The 23,980-nt window shown below is 68.8% G+C and carries 15 protein-coding genes and 2 pseudogenes; 8 read left to right on the forward strand and 9 right to left on the reverse strand.

Features of this window, described 5'->3' with window-relative positions; genetic code table 11:
* Complete coding sequence (locus tag OG878_RS34065) at positions 1-777, forward strand: hypothetical protein (RefSeq protein ID WP_328890327.1); 777 nt, start codon at positions 1-3, stop codon at positions 775-777.
* Between the two features lie 61 nt (positions 778-838).
* Positions 839-2,506 carry a heparinase II/III domain-containing protein gene (locus tag OG878_RS34070; protein WP_328890328.1) on the forward strand — a complete coding sequence of 556 codons (1,668 nt, stop codon included), beginning with the start codon at positions 839-841 and terminating at the stop codon, positions 2,504-2,506.
* A gap of 1,013 nt (positions 2,507-3,519) precedes the next feature.
* Here OG878_RS34070 and OG878_RS34075 read toward each other — a convergent pair.
* Positions 3,520-6,297 carry a glycoside hydrolase family 15 protein gene (locus tag OG878_RS34075; RefSeq protein WP_328890329.1) on the reverse strand — a complete coding sequence of 926 codons (2,778 nt, stop codon included), beginning with the start codon at positions 6,295-6,297 and terminating at the stop codon, positions 3,520-3,522.
* 256 nt (positions 6,298-6,553) lie between these two features.
* Here OG878_RS34075 and OG878_RS34080 point away from each other — a divergent pair, with 256 nt between their 5' ends.
* The 4 genes and pseudogenes from OG878_RS34080 (at position 6,554) to OG878_RS42390 (ending at position 11,153) form a co-directional block, all read left to right on the forward strand.
* The gene (locus tag OG878_RS34080; RefSeq protein WP_328890330.1) at positions 6,554-7,774 is read left to right on the forward strand and encodes an ROK family transcriptional regulator; all 1,221 of its coding nucleotides are present in this window, start codon (positions 6,554-6,556) and stop codon (positions 7,772-7,774) included.
* Positions 7,775-8,065: 291 nt separating this feature from the next.
* Positions 8,066-9,955 (forward strand): carbohydrate-binding protein, encoded by a 1,890-nt coding sequence (locus tag OG878_RS34085; protein ID WP_328890331.1) that lies wholly within the window; start codon positions 8,066-8,068, stop codon positions 9,953-9,955.
* Between the two features lie 68 nt (positions 9,956-10,023).
* A pseudogene (locus tag OG878_RS34090) lies at positions 10,024-10,818 on the forward strand (ROK family protein); the annotation flags it as partial.
* 128 nt (positions 10,819-10,946) lie between these two features.
* Positions 10,947-11,153 (forward strand): hypothetical protein, encoded by a 207-nt coding sequence (locus OG878_RS42390; RefSeq protein WP_443049193.1) that lies wholly within the window; start codon positions 10,947-10,949, stop codon positions 11,151-11,153.
* Positions 11,154-11,251: 98 nt separating this feature from the next.
* Here OG878_RS42390 and OG878_RS34095 read toward each other — a convergent pair whose 3' ends face one another.
* From OG878_RS34095 to OG878_RS42395, 6 genes and pseudogenes are all read right to left on the reverse strand, one after another.
* On the reverse strand, positions 11,252-12,178 hold the full coding sequence (locus OG878_RS34095; RefSeq protein WP_328890332.1) for a carbohydrate ABC transporter permease: 927 nt from the start codon (positions 12,176-12,178) through the stop codon (positions 11,252-11,254).
* A gap of 3 nt (positions 12,179-12,181) precedes the next feature.
* Positions 12,182-13,084 (reverse strand): carbohydrate ABC transporter permease, encoded by a 903-nt coding sequence (locus OG878_RS34100; RefSeq protein WP_328890333.1) that lies wholly within the window; start codon positions 13,082-13,084, stop codon positions 12,182-12,184.
* 88 nt (positions 13,085-13,172) lie between these two features.
* Entirely contained in the window at positions 13,173-14,495 is a 1,323-nt protein-coding gene (locus OG878_RS34105; RefSeq protein WP_328890334.1) for an ABC transporter substrate-binding protein, read from the reverse strand.
* A 51-nt stretch (positions 14,496-14,546) separates the two neighbouring features.
* Complete coding sequence (locus tag OG878_RS34110) at positions 14,547-16,283, reverse strand: alpha-glucosidase (protein WP_328890335.1); 1,737 nt, start codon at positions 16,281-16,283, stop codon at positions 14,547-14,549.
* Between the two features lie 74 nt (positions 16,284-16,357).
* Complete coding sequence (locus tag OG878_RS34115; RefSeq protein ID WP_328890336.1) at positions 16,358-17,545, reverse strand: ROK family protein; 1,188 nt, start codon at positions 17,543-17,545, stop codon at positions 16,358-16,360.
* 452 nt (positions 17,546-17,997) lie between these two features.
* Positions 17,998-18,190, reverse strand: a pseudogene (locus OG878_RS42395) (IS110 family transposase); the annotation flags it as partial.
* Between the two features lie 389 nt (positions 18,191-18,579).
* Here OG878_RS42395 and OG878_RS34125 point away from each other — a divergent pair.
* On the forward strand, positions 18,580-19,170 hold the full coding sequence (locus OG878_RS34125; RefSeq protein ID WP_328890337.1) for a hypothetical protein: 591 nt from the start codon (positions 18,580-18,582) through the stop codon (positions 19,168-19,170).
* 39 nt (positions 19,171-19,209) lie between these two features.
* Here the strand turns inward: OG878_RS34125 and OG878_RS34130 are convergent, their stop codons facing one another.
* Together OG878_RS34130 and OG878_RS34135 are read right to left on the reverse strand one after the other, a co-directional pair.
* Positions 19,210-19,761 carry a TetR/AcrR family transcriptional regulator gene (locus OG878_RS34130; protein ID WP_328890338.1) on the reverse strand — a complete coding sequence of 184 codons (552 nt, stop codon included), beginning with the start codon at positions 19,759-19,761 and terminating at the stop codon, positions 19,210-19,212.
* Positions 19,758-21,260, reverse strand: a complete 1,503-nt coding sequence (locus tag OG878_RS34135) for an MFS transporter (RefSeq protein WP_328890339.1) — start codon at positions 21,258-21,260, stop codon at positions 19,758-19,760. Before OG878_RS34135 ends, OG878_RS34130 begins: the two co-directional genes overlap by 4 nt.
* Before the next feature lie 336 nt (positions 21,261-21,596).
* Between OG878_RS34135 and OG878_RS34140 the strand changes: the two genes are divergently transcribed.
* A complete protein-coding gene (locus OG878_RS34140) occupies positions 21,597-23,828 on the forward strand; it encodes a serine/threonine-protein kinase (RefSeq protein ID WP_328890340.1) in 2,232 nt (743 codons plus the stop codon).
* Positions 23,829-23,980 lie beyond the last annotated feature (152 nt).

Below are 23,980 nucleotides of genomic sequence, written 5' to 3' on the forward strand. Positions count from 1 at the left end.
GTGGAGAAGATCGAGGCGAGCCGGCATCCGCGGCTCAATGTCGCCTACGGTTCATGGGAGTTGATCTGGGCGCACGTCCACCGTGTCCTGGTCGTCAACCTCGGGATCGCCGTGACGAATCTGCCTCTGCTGGCCGCGCTGCAAGTGACCCATCAGCCGTGGCGGCACCCGGTGTTCTTCGTGCTCTTGCTGCTGACGCTGCCGGGGCCGTCCCTCGCTGCCGCGTTCGCGTACCTCGGCGCGACAACCGGGGACGAGCGGGCGCCGGTACGGCTGTTCGCCCGGGCATACCGACAGCTGTTCCGGCGAGCGGCGCTGGTCTCGGCACCCTTCGTGCTGCTCGTGATTGCGGCCGTCGCGGATGTCGTGACACTGCGAACATTCGTGCTTGGAACGGCAGTCGTGCCGATGGCGGTGGTGGTCGCGCTGGTGGCTGTCGCGGCGTGGCCGGTCGCGCTCGCGCATGTGGCCGGGGGCGGGGGCATCGGGCGGCGGCTCTTCCTGCTGGCGTCGTACGCAGTGGTCCGGCACGGGCTGCTGGCTCTGATGAACCTCGTGCTGGGGATCGTGGTCCTGTTGCTCGTCAACCAGGCGCCGCTGTTGGGGCTCGCGGTGTTGCCTGGCTGCGTGCTGTTCGTGTTGTGGCGCAACTGCCGGGTCATGGCGGTCTTCAGTGATCCGGGCGCGGCGAGCGATCCTGTCGTACGAGAGGGGAGGCGTGATGTCACCGACAGCTTCCGGTCGGGCGCGGGACCGGAAACATCCGCTGGACACTGACCGGTTGGGCGGGCTGCATGCCCGTATCCGGTTGGCGGCGGACTCCGCGCGGAGCACGCGCATGCCGGACCTGCCGTTCTCCGTGTACCGCCGCTTCGACGACGACGGCGACCGTCTGGCATACGAGGAGCTGTACTTCCGGCGCCGAGCACTGGTGACTTCCCTCGCCGCCGAGGCCCTGGTTGACCCAGCAGTCCAACTCGGCGCTTTGGCGGATGCGTTGTGGTCCGTCTGCGACGAGTACACCTGGGCGCTGCCCGCCCACGAGATGCATGCGACCCGCCTGGGCCGGGGCATGGACCAGTGCCTCGACCTGTTCGCCGCGCTCACCGCGCAGCTGCTCGCCGAGACGGTCCAGGTCTGCGGCGACCGGCTCGATCCCCGGATCGCCGCCCGCGTGCGCGACCAGGTGGACTACCGGGTGCTGTCCCTCCTCGCCGACGACGAACGCCCGCTTCTGTGGGAGGGCTGGGCACACAACTGGGCAGCCGTGTGTGGCGGTTGCGTGGGGCTCGCGGCACTGGCCCTGTGGGATCCGGGGCCACGCCTGACCCGAGTCCTCGACCGGTGCCGACGCGCTCAACTCACGTACCTCAGTGGCTTCGGCGACGGCGGGGGCTGTGCGGAAGGGGTGGGCTACTGGGTGTTCGGGTTCGCGCACTTCGTCTACTTCGCCGAGGGGCTGCGGGAGTTCACCGGGGAGGATCTGCTCACGCACCCCAAGGTGTCGGCCATCGCCCGCTTTCCGGGCAAGGTGCATCTGGGCGGCGGGCTGTTCCCCGCCTTCTCGGACGGGGACGAACGGCCTCGCGTGCCCGCCGGTCTCGCCCGACAGCTCGCGCGGAGGCTCGGGGTCCGGGTCCCCGTCGAGGCCGTGGAGGCCACGGACAGCGGGGCGGACCTCTCACGGGACTGGGCCGACCTCTCCCGAACCCTGCGCTGGGGCGCCCCGGGCCCCGCCCTCGCGCCGGAATCCGAGCCGCCCACGGCGTACCTCCCCGACCTCGCCTGGCTGGTCGACCGGGGACAGGGCGTGGCCTTCGCGGCCAAGGGCGGCCACAACGGCGAGCCGCACAACCACAACGACCTCGGCCAGTTCGTACTGGCGGCCCGGGGTGAGGTGCTGCTCGCCGACCTGGGCGCCGGCGAGTACCGCAAGGGGTACTTCGACGAGGCCACCCGCTACGCATTCCTGCACGCTTCCTCGCGCGCGCACTCCGTTCCCCGCGTCGACACGCGCGAGCAGTCCGCGGGCGGCGCCCGCGCGGCCCAGGTCCTGAAGCTCCACCTCCACGCGCACGGCGCGGACTTGACCCTCGACCTCGCCGGCGCTTACGAGGTGCACGGCTTGACAGCGCTGCGCCGCGCCTTCTCCTGGCACCGCGACACCGGGGAACTGCTGCTCGTCGACGAGGTGGAGGCAGAACGACCGGTGCCGCTGGAGGAGGTGTTCGTCAGCCGGCTGCGCCCCGAACTCCGCGCGGACGGGGCGGTGTGGACCGGAACCGCGGCACGGGTTCACCTCGGCCTGCCGGAAGGCTGTGTCCCGCACGTCGAAACAGTGCACACCACCGACCATGAGGGTGCCCCCGACACGGTCCACCTCCTGCGGCTCGGCTTCGACCTCGTTGAGCGGCGGGCCCGGTTGCCGTTCCGTTTCACCGTCGGCTCTGCTGTCGGCGGGGCTGGCCCTCCGGGAAACACCAGCGGAGGGTCCCTGCTGGCGTGAAGGTGTACGGGAACAGCAGGCCTACATGCCCACGGATCAGGAGAAGGAGGCAGATTTCCTGAGGGTTGTCCCGTAATCCCTGGTGGATCAGCGCGCTGCGTCAGATGCGGTACATCGCGGGGCGGAGGGGCGTCCTCACACTCGGTGTATTCGGGTGTTCCGGCAACGCGGCGAGGTGCCGTAGCTGTCGTCGCGCGCCCGCCGGGGATTACGGGACAGCCCTTAGGCATAGAGGGTCCTGATCGGCGACTGCACGAAGGGTTCGGGTTCAAGTGGTTTCCGGCACCTGACCTCCCCGAGGTGGGGCCGAAGACGTTGACCGACCGGCACTGTGGCATCCATGAAATGGCCCTCGCCAACGCGGCTACAAGCCTGACGCGAAGGAGCAGGACGCCTACGATGCCGCCGTCAACGAGGGCCTCGGCCGCGTCAGTCCATGCCCGATCCGCGGTAGCAGCGCAGCTCGGTATCATCCGGGTTGTCTTAACGGAGGTTGGTGGATACGAACAGGGACAATCCCAACCGTCAGGTTCGTCTGAGCTTCCTCGGGTGACCAAGGTCGATCCCGGGGGCCGTGCCGCCGATTCTCCGTGCCATGCGTGCGCGAACGGAGAAGAACTTGTCCTTTTGGCGTGACCGCAGGGCACCCGCACCTGCGCGTCTTCGCGATCAACACCGGACAGCATCTGCCGCGACGGAGTCATCCCGCACCGGTGGATCGACAACATCACCGTCAGCGAAATGGTCCCCGGGATCAACCCGGTCCTGCGCATCTACTACGCGGCCGACCCCGGCTGAGCCTCAACGATCCTGATGGCCCGGCGACCTGACGGTCGCCGGGCCATCAAAGAGCTCGTCGGCAGGCGTCAACACCTCTCTGGAGTCGCGTGGTTGCCGTTGCCGCCCATGCACGTACCCCAGGTGGGTACAACGAAAGGACCAGAAAACCGCACGGGGACGGTCGGAGCCGGAATCCGGAGCTTCCGGCGGCCCTGACCGTCCCCGTGCGGTCACTAACGGACGTTGCCGTAGATCGACGGGGCGCCGGCACCGGTCAGCCGGTAGCGCAGGCTGACCGTGTCGGCCTCGGTCCAGGCCAGGGTCGTCGGGTTCTGCCGCGCCAGAGCAATGGTGATCGGGACGGTCGATCCGTCAGCGGCCGCTCCGCTGGTCAGTGCCGAGCGCGGGATGACGACCTCGATCCGACCGGTCGCGGGGTCCCACTGCGGGGCGATGACCGACGTGATGGCGGAGTCGTTGACCCAGGAGCCGCCGGACACGTGGAAGTGGTTGTAGGTCGCCGAGTCCGACGTGCGGCCGACCATGAAGGCTGCGGGCCGGCTCAGGGGCGCCCCGTACAGGGCCGAGGTGCTGGTGGATGTGCCCGTGCTGCCGGAGTAGTCGCCCGCATAGACGTTGACCGAGAACTTCGACGTGGCCTGGTAGCCGGGGAGGGTGCCCGAGGCGTTGTCGATCCGCACGTAGACGTTGTTGTCGTCGTTGGCCACGGCGACGTTGCGGATGTCGGTGCCGGCGTCGGTGCCGGCGTCGGTGCCGACCGGCGAGGCGTAGTACGGGACTGCGGCCCACTGCGGCCAGTCGCCGGCGGTACCGGCTTTCACGGTGAGTCCGGCGTGCGCCCCGGCCTTGCTGACCGGCGCGTAGCTGCGGGTGTCGGCCTGGCCGGTGTAGCCGAGTGCGGCCAGGACGTACCAGGCGCCTGTGACCGGCTCGACCATGGTCGAGACGATCGGCTTCTGGCTCACATTGGACACCGCCTCTCCCGGAGGCATGTAGCCGACCGCGGTGCGGCCGGCGTACCAGGTCAGCTCCTGCAATGCACCGGCCTGGTCCCCGGTGTAGTGCGCGTACAGGGCGAGGTACATGCTCATCTGCGGCCAGCTGGGCTCGGCGGCCAGGGCCTCGTTGCCGGCCGGGCTGTAGGGCGAGTTGTAGTAGAACCCGTCGCCGGTGTAGCGGGCGATGCCGTAGGTGTCGTGGGTGAGCGTCGCCTTGATCTTGGCGACGTGGGAGGCGGCACGGCTGCTGGCGGGGTCGACGGCGCCGCTGACGAACAGCATGTCCGACGAGGCGTCGACGGTGACCCGCCCGGTGTTGTCGAGGTTGACCGCCCGGTTGTAGTAGGCGTCGGGGGAGTTCCACAGACCGGCCGGGCTGTTGAGCGAGGAGGACTGGAGCGCGGTGGAGATCGAGGCTGCGGTGTCGCTCCAGGCGTCGGCGTCGGTGGTGTCGCCCTTGCTCTGGGCGATGGCCTCGGCCCCCCAGAGGCCCGCGATGTACAGCGACTGGGTGAAGGTGTTGTACTCCTGGGTCTCCTCCCAGATGGAGGCGTCGGCCGGGCCGAGACCGTTGCCGGCCATGTGGGTGGCGACGAAGTTCGCGGCCTTGGTGATCTGCGGCCACAGGGCGTCCCGGAAGGCGTTGTCGCCGGTCTCCTGCCAGTGCCGGTAGGCCCCGACCAGGAAGATGCCGATCCCGTCGTGTTCGGGTTCGACGAAGTCGACGTGCTGTCCGGTCCAGTTGTCGTAGGTGGTGCCGAACGACCCGTCGGCGTACTGGATGCCGGCCAGCCAGCGGAAGTACTTGTCCGCCTCGGCGTGGTGTCCCGCGGCGTCCAGGGCCATCGCGGTGACCGCGGAGTCACGGACCCAGGTCTTGTAGCCGTAGGCGATCGGGTTGGTCGCGGCGGGGAACGTGCCGAGCGCCGGATTCTGCGTCTGCTTGATCGCCACCAGAGCCCGGTCGTAGGCCGTGGACAGGCCGGTGTCGGTGAAGCTGACCCGCTTGCCGGCGTCGAGCCAGTTGGTGTACGCGGTGGTGGTGGCGTTGTTCCAGTAGGCGCCGGACTGCGCACGGGCGGTGTCGGCGGCGGCCAGGGAGTTCGCGGCGGTGTCCGCGATGGCCAGGTAGAACGACGTGGTCACGGTCTGTCCGGCCGGAACGGTGACGCGCTTGGTCAGCGCGGCGTCGACGTCGGTCGCGGTGACGGAGTCGTTGCCCGGCAGCGTACCGGTGGCGTCGAAGGCAAACCACGGGGCCACCGTGGCAGAGCCGGTGCTGGAGACGGTGTCGTCGCCCACCTGGTGGCTCGTCGGCGCACCGAACGAGCCGAGGACCAGGTGGTACTGGCCGCTGGCCGACATGTCGATGACTGCGGCGTTGCGGGTGGCATCCCAGGTCGCATGGACGGTCCTGCCCGACCCGGCCCCGGTGTTGTTCACGTGGAGCGAGTCGAGGACGTTCATGTCGACCGCGGACGTCCCCGGGTTGGTGAGCCGGTAGGTCACCACGGCGAAGTGCTGGTCGGGGACGAAGGCGTAGTCACGGCCGATCGAGACCGATGTGGCGGAGCCGGCGTACGGGCCGTAGTCGGAGCGGAGCACACCTCCGGAGTCCAGATAGCCACTGGCGGAGCCGAAGTTGTGCACCTGGTCGTACTTGGTTCCGTGGGTCTCGTCGCGGAAGAACCCGGTGTAATCCTTGATCTGGTTGACCGCGGACGACGCCTGCGCACCGTTCGGCGAGTAGTGCAGCTCGGCCAGTCTCGGCCCGAACTGGGAGCTGGTGTCCGTCTGGGCCAGCTGCGACGCCATCCACAGGCCCGTGGTGTCGGTCCAGTTGTTGGCATACAGGCTGCGGGCCGTCTCCGCGCTCGGCAGGGTCGGCGAGGCCGCCGAAGCGCCGCCGGGCAGCGTGACCAGAGCGGTCAGCGACGAGGCAAGGACGGCGAACGCCGTGCCGAGCCGACTGATTGTTCGTGGTCTTCTCACGGTCGCTCCCTGAGGTCGGGGGATATCCGGTGGCAGATCCGCCGGCACGCACACCTGCAGCCCGGCATGACGGGCCGTCAAGCGGGGTGAATGTTCACCAGGTTGATTCACAGCGTCAAGCAAAAAAACCTGCACGCCGCCAACGCGAGCCGCGGAAGCCGGGAAAAAGGGGCAATCACCCTTTGTTGTAAGGCGGTTGCTTGACTCCGAAAAACAACGTCCTTACGCTCAGCCACATCTCGAGCGAAGGGCCGTCATGACCATCACGGAACCGCCGCCCCGCTCCGGACGCGACGGACAGCGTGCCGCCGGTGCGCGGGAACGCCACCTGGGCGCGATCTTCGAGACCGTGCTCACCCGGGGTCCCCTGTCGCGCCGGGACGTCGCCCGGATGACCGGCCTTTCACCCGCATCGGTCACCAAGTTGGTGAAGCCGATGATCCATCACGGGTATGTGACGGAGCAGGACCCGGAGGCCGGCGTGCCCGGCCGTCCGCAGATCCCGTTGGCGATCAACCCGGACCGGCACTACGCGGTCGGTCTGAAGCTGATGAGCTCAGAGATCGTCGGAGTGGTCGTGGACCTCCAGGCCCAGGTCCAGTCCTCGCACCGGCTGAAGTTCGAGGACCGCAGCCTTCAGGGAGGCCTGGCGACGATCGAGAAGATAACCGGGGTGCTGCTGGGCCGCTGCCCGGTGCCGTCCGACCGCCTCCTCGGCATCGGTATCGGCCTGGGCGGCCACGTCAACGGGCCGGCCGGCGTGCTGCACCGGTCGCCGTTCTTCTCCTGGCGCGACGCACCGCTGCAGAAGCTGGTCTCCGAACGGCTCAACCTGCCGGTCGTCATCGAGAACGATGTGAACACCCTCGCCGTTGCGGAGCAGTGGTTCGGCGCCGGAAGCGCGTTCTCCAGCTTCCTCGTCGTCACCGTCGGCACCGGCATCGGGTGCGGGCTGGTCCTCGACGGGCGCCTGTGGCACGGCGTCAGCGGAGTCGCGGGCGAGTTCGGCCACATGATCGTGGATCCCGACGGCCCCGCATGCCACTGCGGGAAGCGTGGCTGCCTGGAGAGCGTGGCCGGCGGCGAGGCGATCGTGCGGGCCATGTCCGGCGCCACCGGGCCGCGGATCACCAAGGTGTCCCAGGTCGCGAACCTCGCCCACGCCGGCGACCCGGCTGCCCGAAAGGCCTTCACCCAGGCCGGCGTCGCGCTGGGCCGCGCGATCGCCACACTGCTCAACCTGATCAACCCGCCTTTGCTGATCCTGTCAGGCGAGGGTCTGGCGGCCTCGGACCTGTTCATCGACGCCCTGCGTGAGGAGGTCGAGCGCAGCGTCTTCTCCACCGCCGCCCGCGACTGCACCCTGCTCGTCCGGCCTCAGCCCGACGAAGCATGGGCCCGGGGTGCGGCCGCAACCATGCTCCGCCACGGCGTCCTGTCGTCGCTTCGCGCCCTGACCGACGAGGCCCTGATGTGACCTGGCTCCCTCCGCCTGCCCACGGGCGCGCCGATCCACGACCTCCCACCTGTCGCCCGTGAACGACAGGCTCCCAATTTTTTTCGCCGAGCAAGAATTCATGCCGTGCCGAAATGGGATCGCTCCACCAGGAAGCAGCCACGAGTGCTGATATCTACCGCCTCGTCATCAACTGTTCCTGGAAAGAAAGTTGGCCTTACTTCATTGACGCAAAAAATAGCGTGCGACACACTCCCGTCATCTGTACGCAACCGGGGCGACGAGGCCCCGGCCCTCCCTGGATGGAGCCCCATGGCGATCTCCCGGCGATCCCTCATGACCGGCCTCGGAGCCGCGACGGCAGGAGTGTTTCTGGCCCCGGCGCCGTCCGCCCTCGCGGCTGCGCCGATGAGCACGGGGGCACTCGCGGCCGCCGCCGCGGCGGCGCTGCCGGTGACGAGTCGCAACAGCATCTACACCCGGAAGGGTGTCGGTCCGCTGTACTGGAACATCTACGGCTGGTCCTTCCCGCACAACGCACCGATCCCCGAGGCCGAGTGGCAGGCCAACATCGACTGGCTGGCCGCCGACTTCGCCCCGTCCGGCTACAAGATGGCCTGCACCGACGGGTGGGGCGCCTGCACCAGCTTCACCGCCAACGGCTACCGGACCACCTTTGACGACGAGTGGCAGCACGACTGGTCGTACTGGGTGAACTACCTCGCAGCCCGGGGCATGACCCTCGGCGTCTACCACAACCCGCTGTGGGTCCACGCGAACGTGGTTGCCGACCCCTCGTACACCGTGGTGGGCCGTCCCGACATCAAGGTCGCCGACATCACCGTCCCCGGCGACATCTTCGGCAAGGACGTCGGCTTCAACGACCAGTACTGGGTGGATGTGACGAAGCCGGGTGCCAAGGAGTACGTCCAGGGATACGTCAACCACTTCAAGAACCTGGGCGTCACCTATCTGCGGATCGACTTCCTGTCCTGGTACGAGACCGGCACGGACGCGGGTGTGGGCACCGTGGGGACCAGCCACGGCAGTGCCGACTACGAGACGGCGCTGCAGTGGATGCACGAGGCGGCCGGTGACGGGATCGAACTGTCTCTGGTGATGCCCCATCTCTTCAACGACGCCCGGAACGAGATCAAGTACGGCGACATGGTCCGCATCAATGCTGATGCGGACAGTGGCGGATGGGCGCGGCTGAGCGGCGGTCGGCAGAGTTGGCAGGACGCATGGCCCAACTGGTTCAACCCGTTCTGCGGCTTCACCGGGTGGGCGCACCGCTCGGGCCGCGGCCAGCTCATCCTCGACGGCGACTTCCTGATGATGAACACCTTCGCCGACGACGACGAGCGGCGCACCGCCATCTCCCTGATGACGGTGGCGGGCTCGCCGCTGGCCATCTCGGACCTGCACAGCAACATCGGCGGCAACGGCTGGGTGTACACCAACCCCGAGGTCCTGGACATCCACAACAAGGGTCTGGTCGGCAAGCCGGTCTTCTACAGCGGCACCCCGTACTCGCAGGACGGCACCTCGCGCGACACCGAGCGCTGGGCGGGGCAGCTCCCGGACGGCTCCTGGGTGGTGGCGCTGTTCAACCGCAACGACACCAGTACGGTCACCAGGACCATCGACTTCGCTGGACACCTGGGCATCTCCGGTCCGGCGAGCGTGCGGGACCTCTGGGCCCGCACCGACCTGGGCTCCGACACCAGCGTCTCCGCCGCCCTGGCACCCCACGCGTGCAAGCTGGTCAAGGTGGTTCCGCAGTCGGCGACCAAGCGTTACCACGCGGCCTTCGCTGCCTGGGGCGGCGGCGCCAACTTCAACAACAACCACGCCGGGTATGCCGGCATGGGCTTCGTCGACAAGCTGGAGGCCGGCAGCGAAGGCCCCACGGTGACTTTCGCGGTGCAGGCTCCGTCTGCCGGCAGCTTCACCATCGGCTACCGCTATGCGAACGCCACCGGCGGCACGGGCACCATGACGGTGTCCGCGCAGAAGGAGAACCGCACACAGGTCAGTGGCCCCTTCCAGGTGTCCCTCCCCGCACTCGCCGACTGGGACACCTGGGGCACCGTGACCGGAAGCATCCAGCTGGCCGCCGGAGTCAACCTGATCACCATCGGCCGCACCGGCTCGGACACCGGGGCGATCAACCTCAACTACATCGAACTCAACGTCTGAACGCGGTTCGGACCGACCGTCGATAATCGACAGCGTCGACTGAACCGTGCGGGGAGAGGGGTGTGGCGATGGGGGCACGGATCGAGGTGGCCGATCTGGCCGGCGAGCGGACCAGATCCGAGATCTTCGCTCTGGCACTGACCGAGGGCCCCTCTCCCGCACCGCCCTGTCCGACGCCTGGGCCTCGTCCCCTCGTCTATCACGCGCGTGCTGCCCCCGCTGCTCGCTCAGGACTACCTGCGGGAGACCGACGCACCGCCTCAGGGACGCGGGCGTCCCCGGCGCCTGCTCGAGGTCACGCGGAGCGGCACCTGGTCGTCGGCATCAAGATCGGCCCCAGCCAGGTGTCGGGCGTGGTCACCGACCTGGCCGCGCGGGTACTGGCCGGGGCCACGAAGCCGATCGCCGACTGCACGCCGACAACTGCCCTGCCCGCCGCGTCGGCCTTGGCCGACCGGCTCCAGCCGGTGCCGCATACCAGGGACCGCCTGCTCGGTGTCGGCCTCGACGGCCATGTGGATCCGGCCCGCGGGGTCTGCCTGTACTCGTCGCTGCTCGACCGGCACAAGGTGGACGTGGCGGGCCCCGTGTCCGCCGCCACCGAGTTGCCCGTGATCGTGAACAGCGCCGTCAACGCCCTTGCGGTGGCCGAGCACTGGTTCGGTCACGGCAAGGGCGTCGACTCGTTCGCCGTGGTGACGGTCGTCCCCGGCATCGGCTGCGGTCTGGTGCTGGGCGGCGAACTGTTCTGCGGAAAGGGCGGCCTGGCCGGCGAACTCGGTCATCTGCCGCTGGACCCGGCCGGGCCGATGTGCAGCCGCGGCTGCCTGGAGGCCCTCGCCAGGGACCGCGCAGTGCTCCGGCACATCCATGACGCGGGGGTGTCCGACTGCGCCACGTTCGGCGACGCCGTCGCGCTGGCCCGGTCGGGGTCCCCGAGGCGGGCACGGCGCTCGGCCGGAGCCTGGCCGACCTGTGCAACATCTTCGACATGGAGAAGATCGTCATTGCGGGCGAAGGCGCGCTCTCCCACGACCTGTTCGGCCCCGCGATGCACGCGGCGTTCCGGTCGCGCGCCTTCTCCGACGCCGCGCGCCACTGCGCCGTCCACGTGAACCCGGTCCGTGACGACATCTGGGCACGTGGCGCGGCCTGCCTCGTCATCGGGGAGACAGCCGGCGCCTCCAGCTACCGCTGATCCCCTCATCCGCCGCACCGTGACGGCTCCGCCCCGGATCCGTCGGCGGGAGGCGTTGCCCGACCGGGTCCGGGGCGGCTGCGACCGGCAGCGACGGGTTACTTGACCGCGCCGGCCGTGAGCCCGCGGGTGAGGGAGCGCTGGAACAGAAGGAAGAACACCACCATCGGAACGACCCCGAGGAGGGCCGCGGCGCTCATGGCCGTCGGGTCGCTGGTGTACTGGCCCTTCATGCCCGCCAGTCCGAGCGGGACGGTCTGGTTCACATTGGAGATCAGCAGGACGAGCGGGTAGAGGAACTCGTTCCAGCTCCAGACGAAGAAGAAGATGCACATCACGGACAGGGTGGGCCAGCTCATCGGCAGGATGATGCGCCGCAGGATGGTCCATCGGCCGGCGCCGTCCAGGGCAGCGGCCTCGATCAGCTCACGCGGGAAGCTCGCATACACCGAGGAGAGCAGATAGGTACCGAAGGCGCTGTAGGTGACCCCGACGAGCAGGGTGTAGCCGAGCTTGGAGTCGTACAGCCCCAGCTCCTTGAACAGGTAGTAGAGGGGATAGACGAGCCCCTCCTGCGGCAGCACGTTCACGCCCAGGAAGAAGACGAGGAAGGCGGTACGCCAGCGGACGCGGCCGATCCCCAGGGCGTAGGCGTTGAAGAGGGCGAGGACGACGGCGATGACGACGACGCCGAGGCTGGTCTCGACACTGTTGAGGAGCTTCTGGGTGAAGTCGACGCGCTGCCAGACGTCCTGGACGATCGCCCAGTTCCACTCGGTGGGCCAGGACAGCGTGCCATGGGAGCGGAAGTCGGCGCTGGTCTTGAACGCGTTGACCACGATGACCAGGAACGGGGTGAGGAAGGCCAGGACGAAGACGCCGACCGCGGACACGACGGCGTAGGAGCCCCGACCGCGGCGCGGCCGGAATGCCCGCAGCTTCGCCCGCTCCCGGTGCCCGTGCACGGCGGTCCCGCCGGCGTTCTGCGTGGCTGCGGAGGCCTTGGTGCTGGTGTCGGTGCTCATGGATCATCCGTCCTCGCGGGCCTGGCGGGTCAGGAACGAGCCGGCGATGACCAGGACCAGCACCGTGATGGTGCTGGAGATCGCCGAGCCGTAGCCCACGTCGGCGCGCTCGAAGAAGTTCTGGTAGGCGAAGTAGGAGGGGACCAGCGTCGCGTTGCCTGGTCCACCGCCGGTCAGGACGAAGATCTGGGCGAACACCTTGAGCCCGGCGATGGTGGTGGTGACCAGGACGACGTAGAGCTCCGGCCGGAGCAGAGGCGCCGTGATGCGGACGAAGCGCTGCCACCAGGAGGCGCCGTCCAGGGAGGCTGCCTCGTACAGCTCGGGGTCGATGCGCTGCAGTCCGGACAGGAACAGCACCAGCGGGTAACCGAGCTGCATCCACACCAGGACCGCGAGCACCGCCCACAGCGCGAATTCGGGATCTCCCAGCCAGTTGGCGGCGAGCCCCTTCAGACCGACCTTCTCCAGCAGGCTGTTGACGGCGCCCTCAGGGGCGAGTATCCAGCCCCACATCAGGCCGGAGACGGCAACCGGGATGACCTGCGGCAGATACAGCCCGGCACGGTAGACGTTGACGATGCCGTCGCCGTGCTTCTTGCCGATGTAGTCGAAGAGCAGCGCGGACAGGAAGAGGCCCAGCAGAGTGGGGACGACGGCGACGCCGACGATCACCAGGGCGATGTTCCGGAACGATGCCCAGAAGTCTGCGTCGTGCAGCAGATTTGCGTAGTTGTCCAGGCCGGTGAAGACAGGGCTGCCGATGCCCTGCCACGCGGTGAGACTGAAGTAGAACGTCATCACCAGTGGCACGGCGAGGAAGAGCAGGCTCAGCAGCAGCCCCGGCGCGAGGAAGACGGCATAGCCACGGGTCTGGAGCCGTGGACGACGTCGGGTGGTTTTCACAGATGCTCCTTGAAGGGGCTGGGCGGCGGCCCGGGTGCAGGCCGCCGCCCCTGGTGTGACTGCCGGCTGGTGGGCCGGGCCGGGAGCCTCAGTGCCGGGAGGCGATGTACTTGTCGTACGGTGCGCTGAGCTGGTCGAGGACGGAGTCGGTGCCGGCTCCGTTCATCAGGTTCTGCGTGGCGGACAGGAAGGTGTCGTAGAAACCGGGCACCGGCCAGTCGGGGTAGAAGGCCAGCCCGTTGCGGTCCTGGTACTCGTTGAACGCCGTGATGAGACCGCGGGAAGCAGTGTTGGAGATGTCCTCGGCCTTCGCGGCGAGAGGCACATTGCCTTCCTCGCCGATGAGCTTCTGGATCTTTGGGGACATGGTGATGTCGATGAAGTCCTCGGCCAGCTTCTTGTTCTTGGCCTTGCTGGGGACGACCCAGTTGTTGCCACCGGCACCAAGGGTCTTCTCACTGCCCGGGTAGGGGGCGGTGGACCACTTGAAGTTCTTGATGTCGCTGGTCAGGCCACCGAACCACCAGTTGCCGCCGACCATGATCGGCCGCTTCTGGGAGACGAACTGCTCCGTCATGTCGTTGCCCTTGAGGCCGACGTCGTTCTTTTCGAAGTAGCCCTTGCCGACCCACTCCTTGTACTTGTTGACGGCGTACGTCCACTCGGGGCCGTGGAAGTCGACCTTGCCCTGGTAGCGCTGGTAGTTGTCGACCCAGGTGTCGTTCGCCTGGGACAGGGCGAGCAGGTAGAGCCAGTGCATGGCCGGGTGGTCGTTGCCGGCGTTTGCCAGCGGAGTGACGCCGGCCTTCTTGAACGCGGCCAGCGCCGCCTCGAAGCTCTTGAAGTCGGTGGGCTTCGCGATGTTGTACTTCTTGAACAGGTCGTCGTTGTAGTACGTGAGCACGAACTCGCCGTAGTTCGGTATGCCGTACCACTTGTCGCCGCCCATCTCGCCCTTGCTGTCGTAGCGGGCGGTGACCGAGGCGCTCTGGCTGATCTTGTCGGACCAGCCACGCTGCTTGGCGACGGCGGTGAGGTCGGTGAGCAGGCCCTGCTTGGCCAGCAGGCCGGTGGTGGCGTTGCCCTTGTTGTACTCCATGACATCGGGCGCCTTGTCGGAGTTGAGGATCATCCCGGCGTTCTGCTGGATCTGGTCGAAGGTCTTCTGCTCGAAGACCACCTTCACACCGGGGTGACTCTTCTTGAACGTGTCGATGGCCGCGGACCAGGCGTTGGCAAGAGCACTGTCCTTGGCCTCGTAGTGCCACAGGTGAAGCGTCTTGCCGTCGCCGGCGGCGCTGCTGTCGCTGCCGCAGGCGGCGGTCAGCGGTGTCATGAGCGCCAGGGAGGCGGCGGCGATCAGGATGCGGGAGCTTCTGCGGGCACGGGGCCGCGCGGAGGTTGTGGCCACGGGAGTTCCTTCGGTGGTTGCGGAGGCGGGGAACTGCGGAGGTGGGATGGGTCAGGAAGCGGTGCGTCGGTGAACGCGTGCTTCCCAGGGCTGAAGCGTGTGCCGGGCGGGCAACGGCTCCACGGCCGCGACATTGGCGAGAAGCGTCTCCGTGCCGGCCCAACCGTCGGGGACGGCCACCTGGACGGACTCACCACTGATGTTGGCGAGGACCAGGAGCTCGGTGCCGTCAGCGGCGTGATGGCGGGTGAAGGCGTAGATCCGCTCGTCGTCGGGATGGAGCATGCGGAAGTCGCCGTGCGTGAGGGCAGGTTCGGTGTGCCGCAAGCTGATCAGGCGTCGGTAGTAGTGGAAGACCGAGTCGAGATCAGCACGTTGGGCCTTGGCATTGACCGTGCGATGGTCGGGGTTGACCGCGATCCAGGGGGTCCCGGTGGTGAAGCCGCCGTGCGCGGAGGCGTCCCACTGCATGGGGGTGCGGGCGTTGTCCCGGCTGCGGGCCCGCAGCGCGGCCAGCACCTGTTCCGGGTCGGCACCGGCGGCGATCTGTTCGCGGTAGTGGTTGAGCGATTCGATGTCGCGGAAGTCGTCGATGGTGGCGAACGGGGCGTTGGCCATGCCCAGTTCCTCGCCCTGGTAGATGTAGGGCGTGCCGCGGTGCAGGTGCAGCACCGTGGCGAGGAGTGCGGCCGACCTGACGCGGTGCTCGGGGCTGTCGTCGCCGAAGCGGGAGACCGCGCGGGCATGGTCGTGATTGTTCCAGTACAGGCTGTTCCAGCCGGTCTCGGCCAGGCCCTCCTGCCAGCGCCCCAGACTCACCTTGAGGTCGGTCAGCCTGAGCGGGCGCGGGTCGAACTTGCCCCCGGGGCCTAGGTCGAGAGAGACGTGCTCGAACTGGAAGACCATGTCCAGTTCCCGGTTGGCGGGGTCGGTGAAGCGCCGCGCCTCGTCGATGGTGACGTCCGGCATCTCGCCGACGGTCAGCAGCCGGCGGGGGTGCCCGGCCAAGACCTCCCGGTGCATCTCGGCGAGGAACTCGTGGATGCGCGGGCCACAGACGTACGACGCGCTGCCGTCGCCGTAGCTCCCGTGGTCCGGAACCGGGCCGTCGGGCAGGGCGGGGTCCTTGGAGAGGAGGTTGACGACGTCCATCCGGAAGCCGTCGACCCCGCGCTCCAGCCACCAGCGCATCATCGCGTACACGGCCTGCCTGACCTCGGGGTTCTCCCAGTTCAGGTCGGGCTGCTTGCGGGCGAACAGGTGCAGGTAGTACTCCCCGCTCGCCTCGTCGTGGGTCCAGGCCGGGCCGGAGAAGAACGAGCCCCAGTTGTTGGGCTCCGCTCCGGGTGCGCCGGGCTCCTTGCCGGGCCGGGGCGGACGCCAGATGTACCAGTCGCGCATGGGTCCCGCGGGGCCGCCATCGCGCGAGGCCGTGAACCAGGGGTGCTCGTCGGACGTGTGGTTGACGACCAGATCCATGACCAGCTTCATGCCGCGCCCGTGGACCGCGGCGAGCAGCCGGTCGAAGTCGTCCAGCGTGCCGAAGAGCGGGTCGATGTCCTGGTAGTCGCTGATGTCGTAGCCGTTGTCGGCGTGCGGGGAGGGATAGACCGGGGACAGCCACAGCACGTCGACACCCAGCTCGGCCAGGTAGTCCAGGTGCTCGATGATGCCCTGCAGATCACCGATGCCGTCGGCGTCGGAGTCGGCGAAGCTGCGCGGATAGATCTGGTAGACCACCGCGTTCTGCCACCATGCGGGAGCAGCACTGGAGTCGTTCTGGGGCACGTCGATACCTCTGCATGTGGGGCGTGTGAGCTGGCATTTCGGTCGGCAGCCGGCGTGTTCCGGTCGACCGGGTGTTACGAGATGGCGGCGCGTACGGCTTCGCGGATGACCAGGCAGGCAGCGCCGCGTGCCCAGAGATCGTGCTGAACGGGGTCCACGAGGACCCGGCAGTCACGAGCGGCATCGGAGAAGGCGTACGCCTCCAGCGCCTCGGTCATCGCGGGGCCGAACAGGTCGTAGGCCGCGGCTCCTTCGCCGGCAATGATGATCTTTTCCAGGTTCAGCAGGTTGCACAGACCGGCCAGGCCCCGGCCCAACGCGGTTCCTGCCGCGGTGAAGGCCGCACGGGCCGTCGAGCCTGCGGACGAGCGGTCGCTGCGGGCGAGGTCGACCGCGTCACTGATGCCGGTGCAGTCGTCGATGCCGCCGTCGCGCAGGTGACTCAGGACGGCTCGGTCGCTTGCGAGGGCTTCGAGGCAACCACGCATGCCGCAACTGCACATCGGCCCCGACGGGTCCATGGGCAGGTGGCCGAGTTCGCCCGCCATGCCGGTGACACCCGAGTAGAGGCTGCCGCCGAGCAGCAGCCCGCAGCCGACGCCTGCGCCGACGGTGACCACGGCAAAGGAGTCCGTGTCCCTGCCCTGGCCGAACCACCGCTCCGCCACGACGAGGGTGTTGACGTCGTTGTTGACGGCGACCATCAGACCGGTGGCCTCGGACAGCGGCCCCGCCACGTCGACCTTGGTCCAGTCGAGCAGTGCGGAGTACCGGCATATCCCCGTCTCGGAGTCCACATGGCCGCTGACCCCGACACCGACGCCGAGCACCGGACCTGCCCCCTGCGGAGCCTTCGCCAGGAGGTCCATGGTCAGGGCGGCAGCAGCGGACAGCGCGGTGTGCGGGGAGCAGTCCGCGATCAGCACTTCGCCGCGGGTCAGCACGTTCGCGGCCATATCGGTGACCACGCCGGAGATCTGCGCGGGACCGATCTTGATGCCGACGACGATGTGCTTGTCCGGGTTGACGTGGAGCATCCGCTGCGGCCGCCCCCGGCCCTGTGGCGGCGCGACGGTCTCACGCAAGTAGCCGTGCTCGAGCAACGGAGGCAGCATCCTCGACACACTGGACGGCACCAGGCCGAGACGCTCGGCGAGCCGGGAGCGGGAGATCGGCCCTGCGGTCAGCACGGTCGCGAAGATCTCCGCGCGGGTCTGCTCGCCGATGAGATCCGGCAGCGGGATCCGGGCTGGGCTCGTCACCCTGTACCTCCAGAAGGTCGGTGCGACTGCACGGGGTGCGTGCGGCTGACGAGAGTGTGTCGTCGGTGTTTTCCGTGCGTCAAGAACAAAAAAATGGCTTTACCTAACCGTAACCGCCGCGGCTCGCCTGCAGGTTGATGCAACGAGAGATCGTATCTTCGGGCATATCGGGTGAAATGGTCCCTCCGCTCGGAGGGATGCCGGTGATTTTCTTGCGGGGATGAACAATTGAACGTCCATCAGCGCTCGGAACGTCCGCCCGATATGCGTGCCCGCTCCGGCGACACAGCCCCCCAATTGCCGGTCGCGCTTGGGGCCTCGACGAGCAGCTGATTCTCGTCGGATCGAATCCCTGCGGATCGATCAGAGTGGCGGACATACTCGGTATCCGGGCGTGAAGGGCGTCCACGCGGCTGTGCGTGGCCGGGACCGCGACGGGGTGGCCATGATGTTTCGCGGGCGGCGTAGCGTTTTGAGGAAGCGGACGATCTGACGTCGGGTCATACCCTGCTTGAGTCGGCCTTCGCAGTACTCCTGGGTGCGTGGATTGCAGCGCAAGCGGGTCTGCACGATCCGGTGCGGGGCGGCGTTTGCCTGCCGGTCACCGGCGCGGTTGAGGCGACGGTACTGCCGGCTTCCCGAGGAAGGCGCGGCAACTGGTCCATCCGCAGACCCTTGAACGTCTCAACCCACAACGCCTCGACCCTCAGCACCCCACGCACAGATAGGAAATAGCCAGACCAGAGCCCTGTACAACACGCCATAACTGATCGTTTGAGAATGAGGTTTTGAGGCGTCTCAAGCAGATGATGCTGCAGGCGAGTTGGAGCAGAGGGAGGTAGAGGTCGGCGCGTATCTCGTAGCGGATGCGGACATGCGAGCCGTCGATCGCGGCGTCGCCTATCTCGCTCGTCTTCGACCGGCCGGAGCCCCTGCGCCGCATCAGGCAACCTTTGCCCTGTTGTGATGTGACGCGCCGTCCGGGTGCTGTGGTGGACGGCGCGTGGGCGTCAGTCTGTCCGGGTGGCAGAACTTTGGCGGCCGCGGCGGGCGTGGTCGCGGTGGGCCTCTGCGCCTTCACGATGCTGCGGCAGCCCGACTGGGCGGTCGCAGTCGACGCGCACAGCGGCGGCTCGGTGCGCCGGCCGGGACTGGTGCTGAGCTCCGGCCGGGTGGGCAGTGCGCTGCTCGGCCTTGTGGTGGCCGGCAAGTTCAGCCGCTGGACACTGCTCGTGGCATTCCTGGCGATGATACCCGGCAACTTCGCGAGCGGGAGCCACGGCTGGTTCAGCGATGCGGCAGTCCACGAGGGGCCCCTGCTCGGCGAGTTGGCGGCGAATGCGGCCTTCGGCGTGCTGGCGACGTACTTCCTGGCACTCGCCTGTTCGGAGCGGCGCGAGCCCGACACGATCACTGGTGAGGTGCTGCGGATGGAGTCGCGCAAGGGCAAGGATGTGGCCCGGTCCCGGCCCCCGACGAGGGAACACGGACCTGACCACCGCCTGGGTGCTGCCCGCGGCCTCGCAGGGCATCGCGCCCGGTGCCCAGGTGCGGCTGACGGTCTCGCGGGGCACCCGCACCATCCGCTCCGCGGAGTTGGTGAGGGCCGCGACGCCGGAAGGTGACCGAGTGAAGGCCGCCAAGCAGGACGCCTCGTAGGGCGCTCAGCGGCCCTGGCCGAGCATGTCCAGCACCAGCTGGACGACCTCGTCCGTGTCGGCCTCGGCCAGCGTCCTGAGCGCGCCGCAGTGGCGGGACAGGACGACGCCCACGAATGCCGCCACCGTCATTTCCGCCCGCAGCTGGGGCCGGTCCAGGCCCTCGCGGGTGAAGCGTTCGCACAGCGGGTCCACCAGTCGCCAGTGCAGCATGTCCATGGCGGCGGCCTGGACCGCGGGGTCCTCCAGCGGGGTGACCGCGGCCCGGAAGACCGGACCCGGGCCGCGCTGGTCGACGCCGTTGACCAGCATCAGGTTGCGTTCGGGTTTCAGCAGGTCGGCCGGCCTGGCGCTGGCCCGGTCCAGGTCGAGCACGGCGATGTACAGCTGCGCCTTGCCGCCGAAGTAGCGGGCGATCAAGGCCGGGTCGACACCGGCTCGTTCGCCGATCTCCCTGGTGGTGCTGCGGTCGAAGCCGCGTTCGGCGAACAGGCCTGCCGCCGCAGCCAGCAGCAGCTGCCGACTGCGGGCGGAGTCCCGCTGCTTGCCGGGGCTCACCGGCCGGACCGGCCCGGTGCCGCGGTGACACTGTCCTCGGCGGACTCGGCGTCCGCGATGCTCTCGTCCATCAGCAGTTCCTCGTCCAGGGTCACGGGGCGCTCCGCCGCGGCAGAGCGCCGCGGCAGAACGATCGTAACGACAGCGGTGACCACCCAGATCGTGCAACCCAGCCAGGCGGCAGTCTGGTACCCGCTGTTGGCCGGCAGCAGCTGGCCGGAGGCGGTGTGAGCCTCCAGGACGACGGCGCTCAGGACGCTGCCGGTGGTGTAACCGATGGTGCGCACCACCTGGTTAAAGCTCATGGCGCTGCCGGTCTCGTGCGCGGGCACGGCGCTGACGATCAGTCCCGGCATCACCGCGAAGGTGCAACCGACACCGAGTCCGGCGACACCCATGATCACGAACAGCTCCCACAGACTGCCCCGGGCGAGCAGGAACAGCACCATCGACAGCAGCGAGATCCCACAGCCGATCGGCAGCACCATTGCCGTGGAGGTCCGCCGGGTCAGCAGCGGCACCAGCTTGCTGGAGGCCACACTGGCGGCTGAGAACGGCAGCAGCACCAGCCCGGTGACCCATACCGAGGTGCCGAAACCATAGCCGGTGGCGCTCGGGGTCTGCACGAAGCGGGTGACCATCGACATCATCATGTACATCGCCACACCGGCTATCAGCCCGGCGACGTTGGCGGTCAGCACCGATCGGTTGCGCAGCGTCCGCAGGTCCACCAGCGGGTGGGGAGTGCGCAGCTCATGGAAGCTCCAGCCGGTCAGCAGCGCCAGCGCGAACAGGACCAGGCCCAGCACCCGGGCCGAGGTCCAGCCCCAGACCTCGCCCTCGCTGAGCGCGAGCAGCAGCGAGGCCAGTCCGACGGCGAGGAGCACCGCCCCCGGGGCGTCCAGCGGCCGCTTCTCCCGGCCGTCGACCTGGGGCACGACCAGCGCGGCGGCCAGGAGGGCGAGACCGCTGATGATCGCGCCGAACCAGAAGCCCGCGTGGATGCCCATCGACTCGGTGATCAGCCCGGTGAGCGGGTAGCCGAGGCCGACACCGGCCACGGTGGTGATGGAGAGCAGCGCCACCGCCGGGCGTGACCGCTCGGCCGACAGCACATCGCGTGCGGTGGCGATGGCCAGCGGGATGAGCCCGAGGCCCACCCCCTGCAGCGCGCGCCCGGCGACCAGGAAGCCGAACCCCAGCGGCAGCGCCGCCAGCACACTGCCGACCAGCACCACCGCGATCGCCCCCAGCACCACCCTCCGTCGGTGCGGCCCGTCGCCCAGTCGTCCCATCACGGGGGTGGCGACCGATCCGACCAGCAGCGTGATCGTGAGCGACCACTGTGCGTCGGCCAGCGACACATGGTCCACGGCGGCGATGGTCGGCACCAGTGGAGCCCCCAGGCTGCTGATCACCGCAACCACCGTGCCGAGGAATACCAGCACCGGAACCAACGCACGCTGCCGCAGGTCGGGCCCTGCGTGTCGGGCAGGCATCGACTTTCTCCCCAAGCTTGTCATCAAATGATGTCTCCATATGATGACATAGCTGCGACGCTCGTCCTGTACAGCGGCTTCCCCAAGCGTCTCCAACGTTGCGGACGGCCCTGGCCTCGTGGCCGACACCCCGCGCGGTCCGACCCTCACCGGCGGTCTGCCCTTCTTCGGGGGAGCCGGGAACAACTACTCCCGGAAGTGGTCACGCACGTTGGGAGGGCTCCCTGGCCGTCACCCGCTTGGATCCGCCGTACTGCCCTGCGGCTAGGTTGTGTGCAGGACAGGTACGCAGGCCCGTGGGCAGCAGAGGGGCACGGGGGACGGGAGGTCGGAAGGGTGTCGCTGCGCGGAGGTGATCCAGCTGAGATCGGCGGTTATCCGCTTGAGGCGCGGCTCGGCTCGGGTGGCATGGGCACGGTCTTTCTGGCCCGTACGAGTTCGGGGCGACCTGTCGCGATCAAACTGATCCACCAGCAGTTCGCGGCGGACGACGAGTTCCGCATCCGTTTCCGGCAGGAGGTGGCTGCGGCGAGGCGGGTGAGCGGCGCGTTCACCGCCGCGGTGGTCGACGCTGCCCCTGAGGCCGATCAGCCGTGGATGGCGACGACCTATATCGAGGGGCACACGCTCGCCCAGCGCATCGCCACGAACGGCCCGCTGAACGGAGCGGAGCTGAGAAGGCTTGCCATCGGGCTGGCGGAGGCGCTGCGCGACATCCACCGGGTGGGGGTTGTCCACCGTGACCTGAAGCCCTCGAACGTCGTGCTCTCGCCCGAGGGCCCGCGCGTCATCGACTTCGGCATTTCGCGCGCCGTGGACCAGCAGACGCTGACGATGACAGGGCGGGTCATCGGTACGCCGCCCTTCATGTCGCCGGAGCAGTTGCAGGCGCCGCGAGATGTGGGGCCGCGGTCCGATGTCTTCTCGCTGGGGACGCTGCTGGTGTACGCAGCGACGGGCCACGGGCCCTTCGACGCGGACAGCCCGTACATGACGGCGTATCAGGTGGTGCATGAGGAGCCGTCGCTGGGTGCCGTGCCGGTGGCTTTGCGCACGGTCGTCGAGTCGTGCCTGGACAAGGAGCCCGAGGGGCGCCCCTCGGCGGACGAACTCCTCGTGCTGCTGCGGGACCTGCCGGCCGACCTCGGCGCGGCCGACGCGAACGGGGTCGGCGCGGGCCGCACCCGCGACATGATCACCCAGCATCACTTCGCGACGCGGGCCACCCCGGCGCCCACTGCCCCGGCGGGTGCCGGTACAGGGAGCACCGGCACCCCCACCGGCCGCCGTCTGCGCCGCCGATGGCGGCCTGTGCTCGCGGCCGTGGTGGCGGTGGCAGCGATCGGCGGGGGAGTCGCCGCGTTGAAGGCGGGCGGCTTCGGGGAGAACGGTGGCGGCGACAAGGGCAACAGCGTTGCGGTGCCGGGTGCCGCACTTCCGGAGGGCTTCGAGCCGTGGCGCAGGACTGTGCAGGGCGGTCTCGAGGACATCCCTGACGAGCTGCGTTGCGTCGCGCGCGGCGACGCGCTGTTCTGTGGGGGCGGAGGAGTTGTCGCGACCCGTATCAGGGCCCTGGACGGCTCGCGGGTGTGGACGGCGAAGAGCCCGGGCGTCCCCGTCCAGGGCATGCACCTGGTGGGCGCCACCGACGACACGGTGCTCGGTTACCGCTTCGCCGCCCAGGATGCCCCGCACGACCCACCCAGCGAGGTGGTGGCCATCGACGCGGACAACGGCCGGGAGCTGTGGTCCGTACCGTCCGGCGCCCGGTCGACGGCCGTCACGGGCCGCACTCAGGACGCCATTGTGGCCGGCTCCGCCGTCGTGACGGTCGACGCCTCCAACTCCCGCCTCGAGGCCCGGGACGCGCACAGCGGCAAGGTCACCTGGACGACGTCGTTCCCCGCGGGTACGCAGTGCGCTCCCGTCCCGATGGGCCCACAGCTCGTCGCGATGTGCGCGACGGATGCGGAGGTGGATGCCTTGGAGGTGCGCCACCCCACCCTGTACACGGTCGACCGTGCCTCGGGGATGCTGGGCAGGCCCATCGCGGTGAACGGCCCCGCCGTGCCGATGGGCGTCGCCCACGGCAGGCTCGTACTCCTTCAGGAGCACATGGAGGGAACGGCGCTGGCCGGGTACGACGGGGTGGCGCGGGTCGACCCGGCCTCGCGGAAGGTCACGTACTCCCGACTGGCCAAGAACTACGCGGGGACGCCCGGCATGGCGGACGGCACCGTCTACGTGAGCGGGCAGACCGGTCTCGTCACGGCCCTCGACCCCGCGACCGGCCGGAAGAAGTGGTCGCGGCAGACGAGCGTGGAGGGCGCGTCGGGTCCCGTGGCGGGAGCCGGTGCGCTGTATTTCAGCTCGGCCACCGGCCGGGTGGTCGCGCTGTCGCCGTACGGTGGCAAACCCCTGTGGACAACAGATCCGCAGGCCGATGGTTTGACGGGCGAGCAGGGTGCAAGCCCGCGCGTGACCGTTGCGGGGCGTGTGGTGATCGTGGCCGCGGCCAAGAACACTCTCTTCGCCTTCGACGCGCAGAAGCCGCCGAAGTCGGGCTGACCCCGGCGGCGCCGCACGCCGGCCGCCTTCCTTGCCGTGCGGACACCTCAGCGGCTCACTCGGTCGTCTGCGCGGCGAGGTGGCGTCTTGTGGGAGTGCGCCGCGCCCGTAGTGCTTCTGGTGCCGACGAGCTCGCGCATGGTTGGCGGTGG

This window comes from Streptomyces sp. NBC_00316 (genome assembly GCF_036158715.1).
Taxonomy (GTDB): domain Bacteria; phylum Actinomycetota; class Actinomycetes; order Streptomycetales; family Streptomycetaceae; genus Streptomyces.

Coding starts and splice junctions, on each gene's coding strand:
- OG878_RS34070 (WP_328890328.1), top strand. CDS start 839: ATGCCGGACCTGCCGTTCTCCGTGTACCGCCGCTTCGACGACGACGGC.
- OG878_RS34080 (WP_328890330.1), top strand. CDS start 6,554: ATGACCATCACGGAACCGCCGCCCCGCTCCGGACGCGACGGACAGCGT.
- OG878_RS34085 (WP_328890331.1), top strand. CDS start 8,066: ATGGCGATCTCCCGGCGATCCCTCATGACCGGCCTCGGAGCCGCGACG.
- OG878_RS42390 (WP_443049193.1), top strand. CDS start 10,947: ATGGAGAAGATCGTCATTGCGGGCGAAGGCGCGCTCTCCCACGACCTG.
- OG878_RS34095 (WP_328890332.1), bottom strand. CDS start 12,178: ATGAGCACCGACACCAGCACCAAGGCCTCCGCAGCCACGCAGAACGCC.
- OG878_RS34135 (WP_328890339.1), bottom strand. CDS start 21,260: ATGCCTGCCCGACACGCAGGGCCCGACCTGCGGCAGCGTGCGTTGGTT.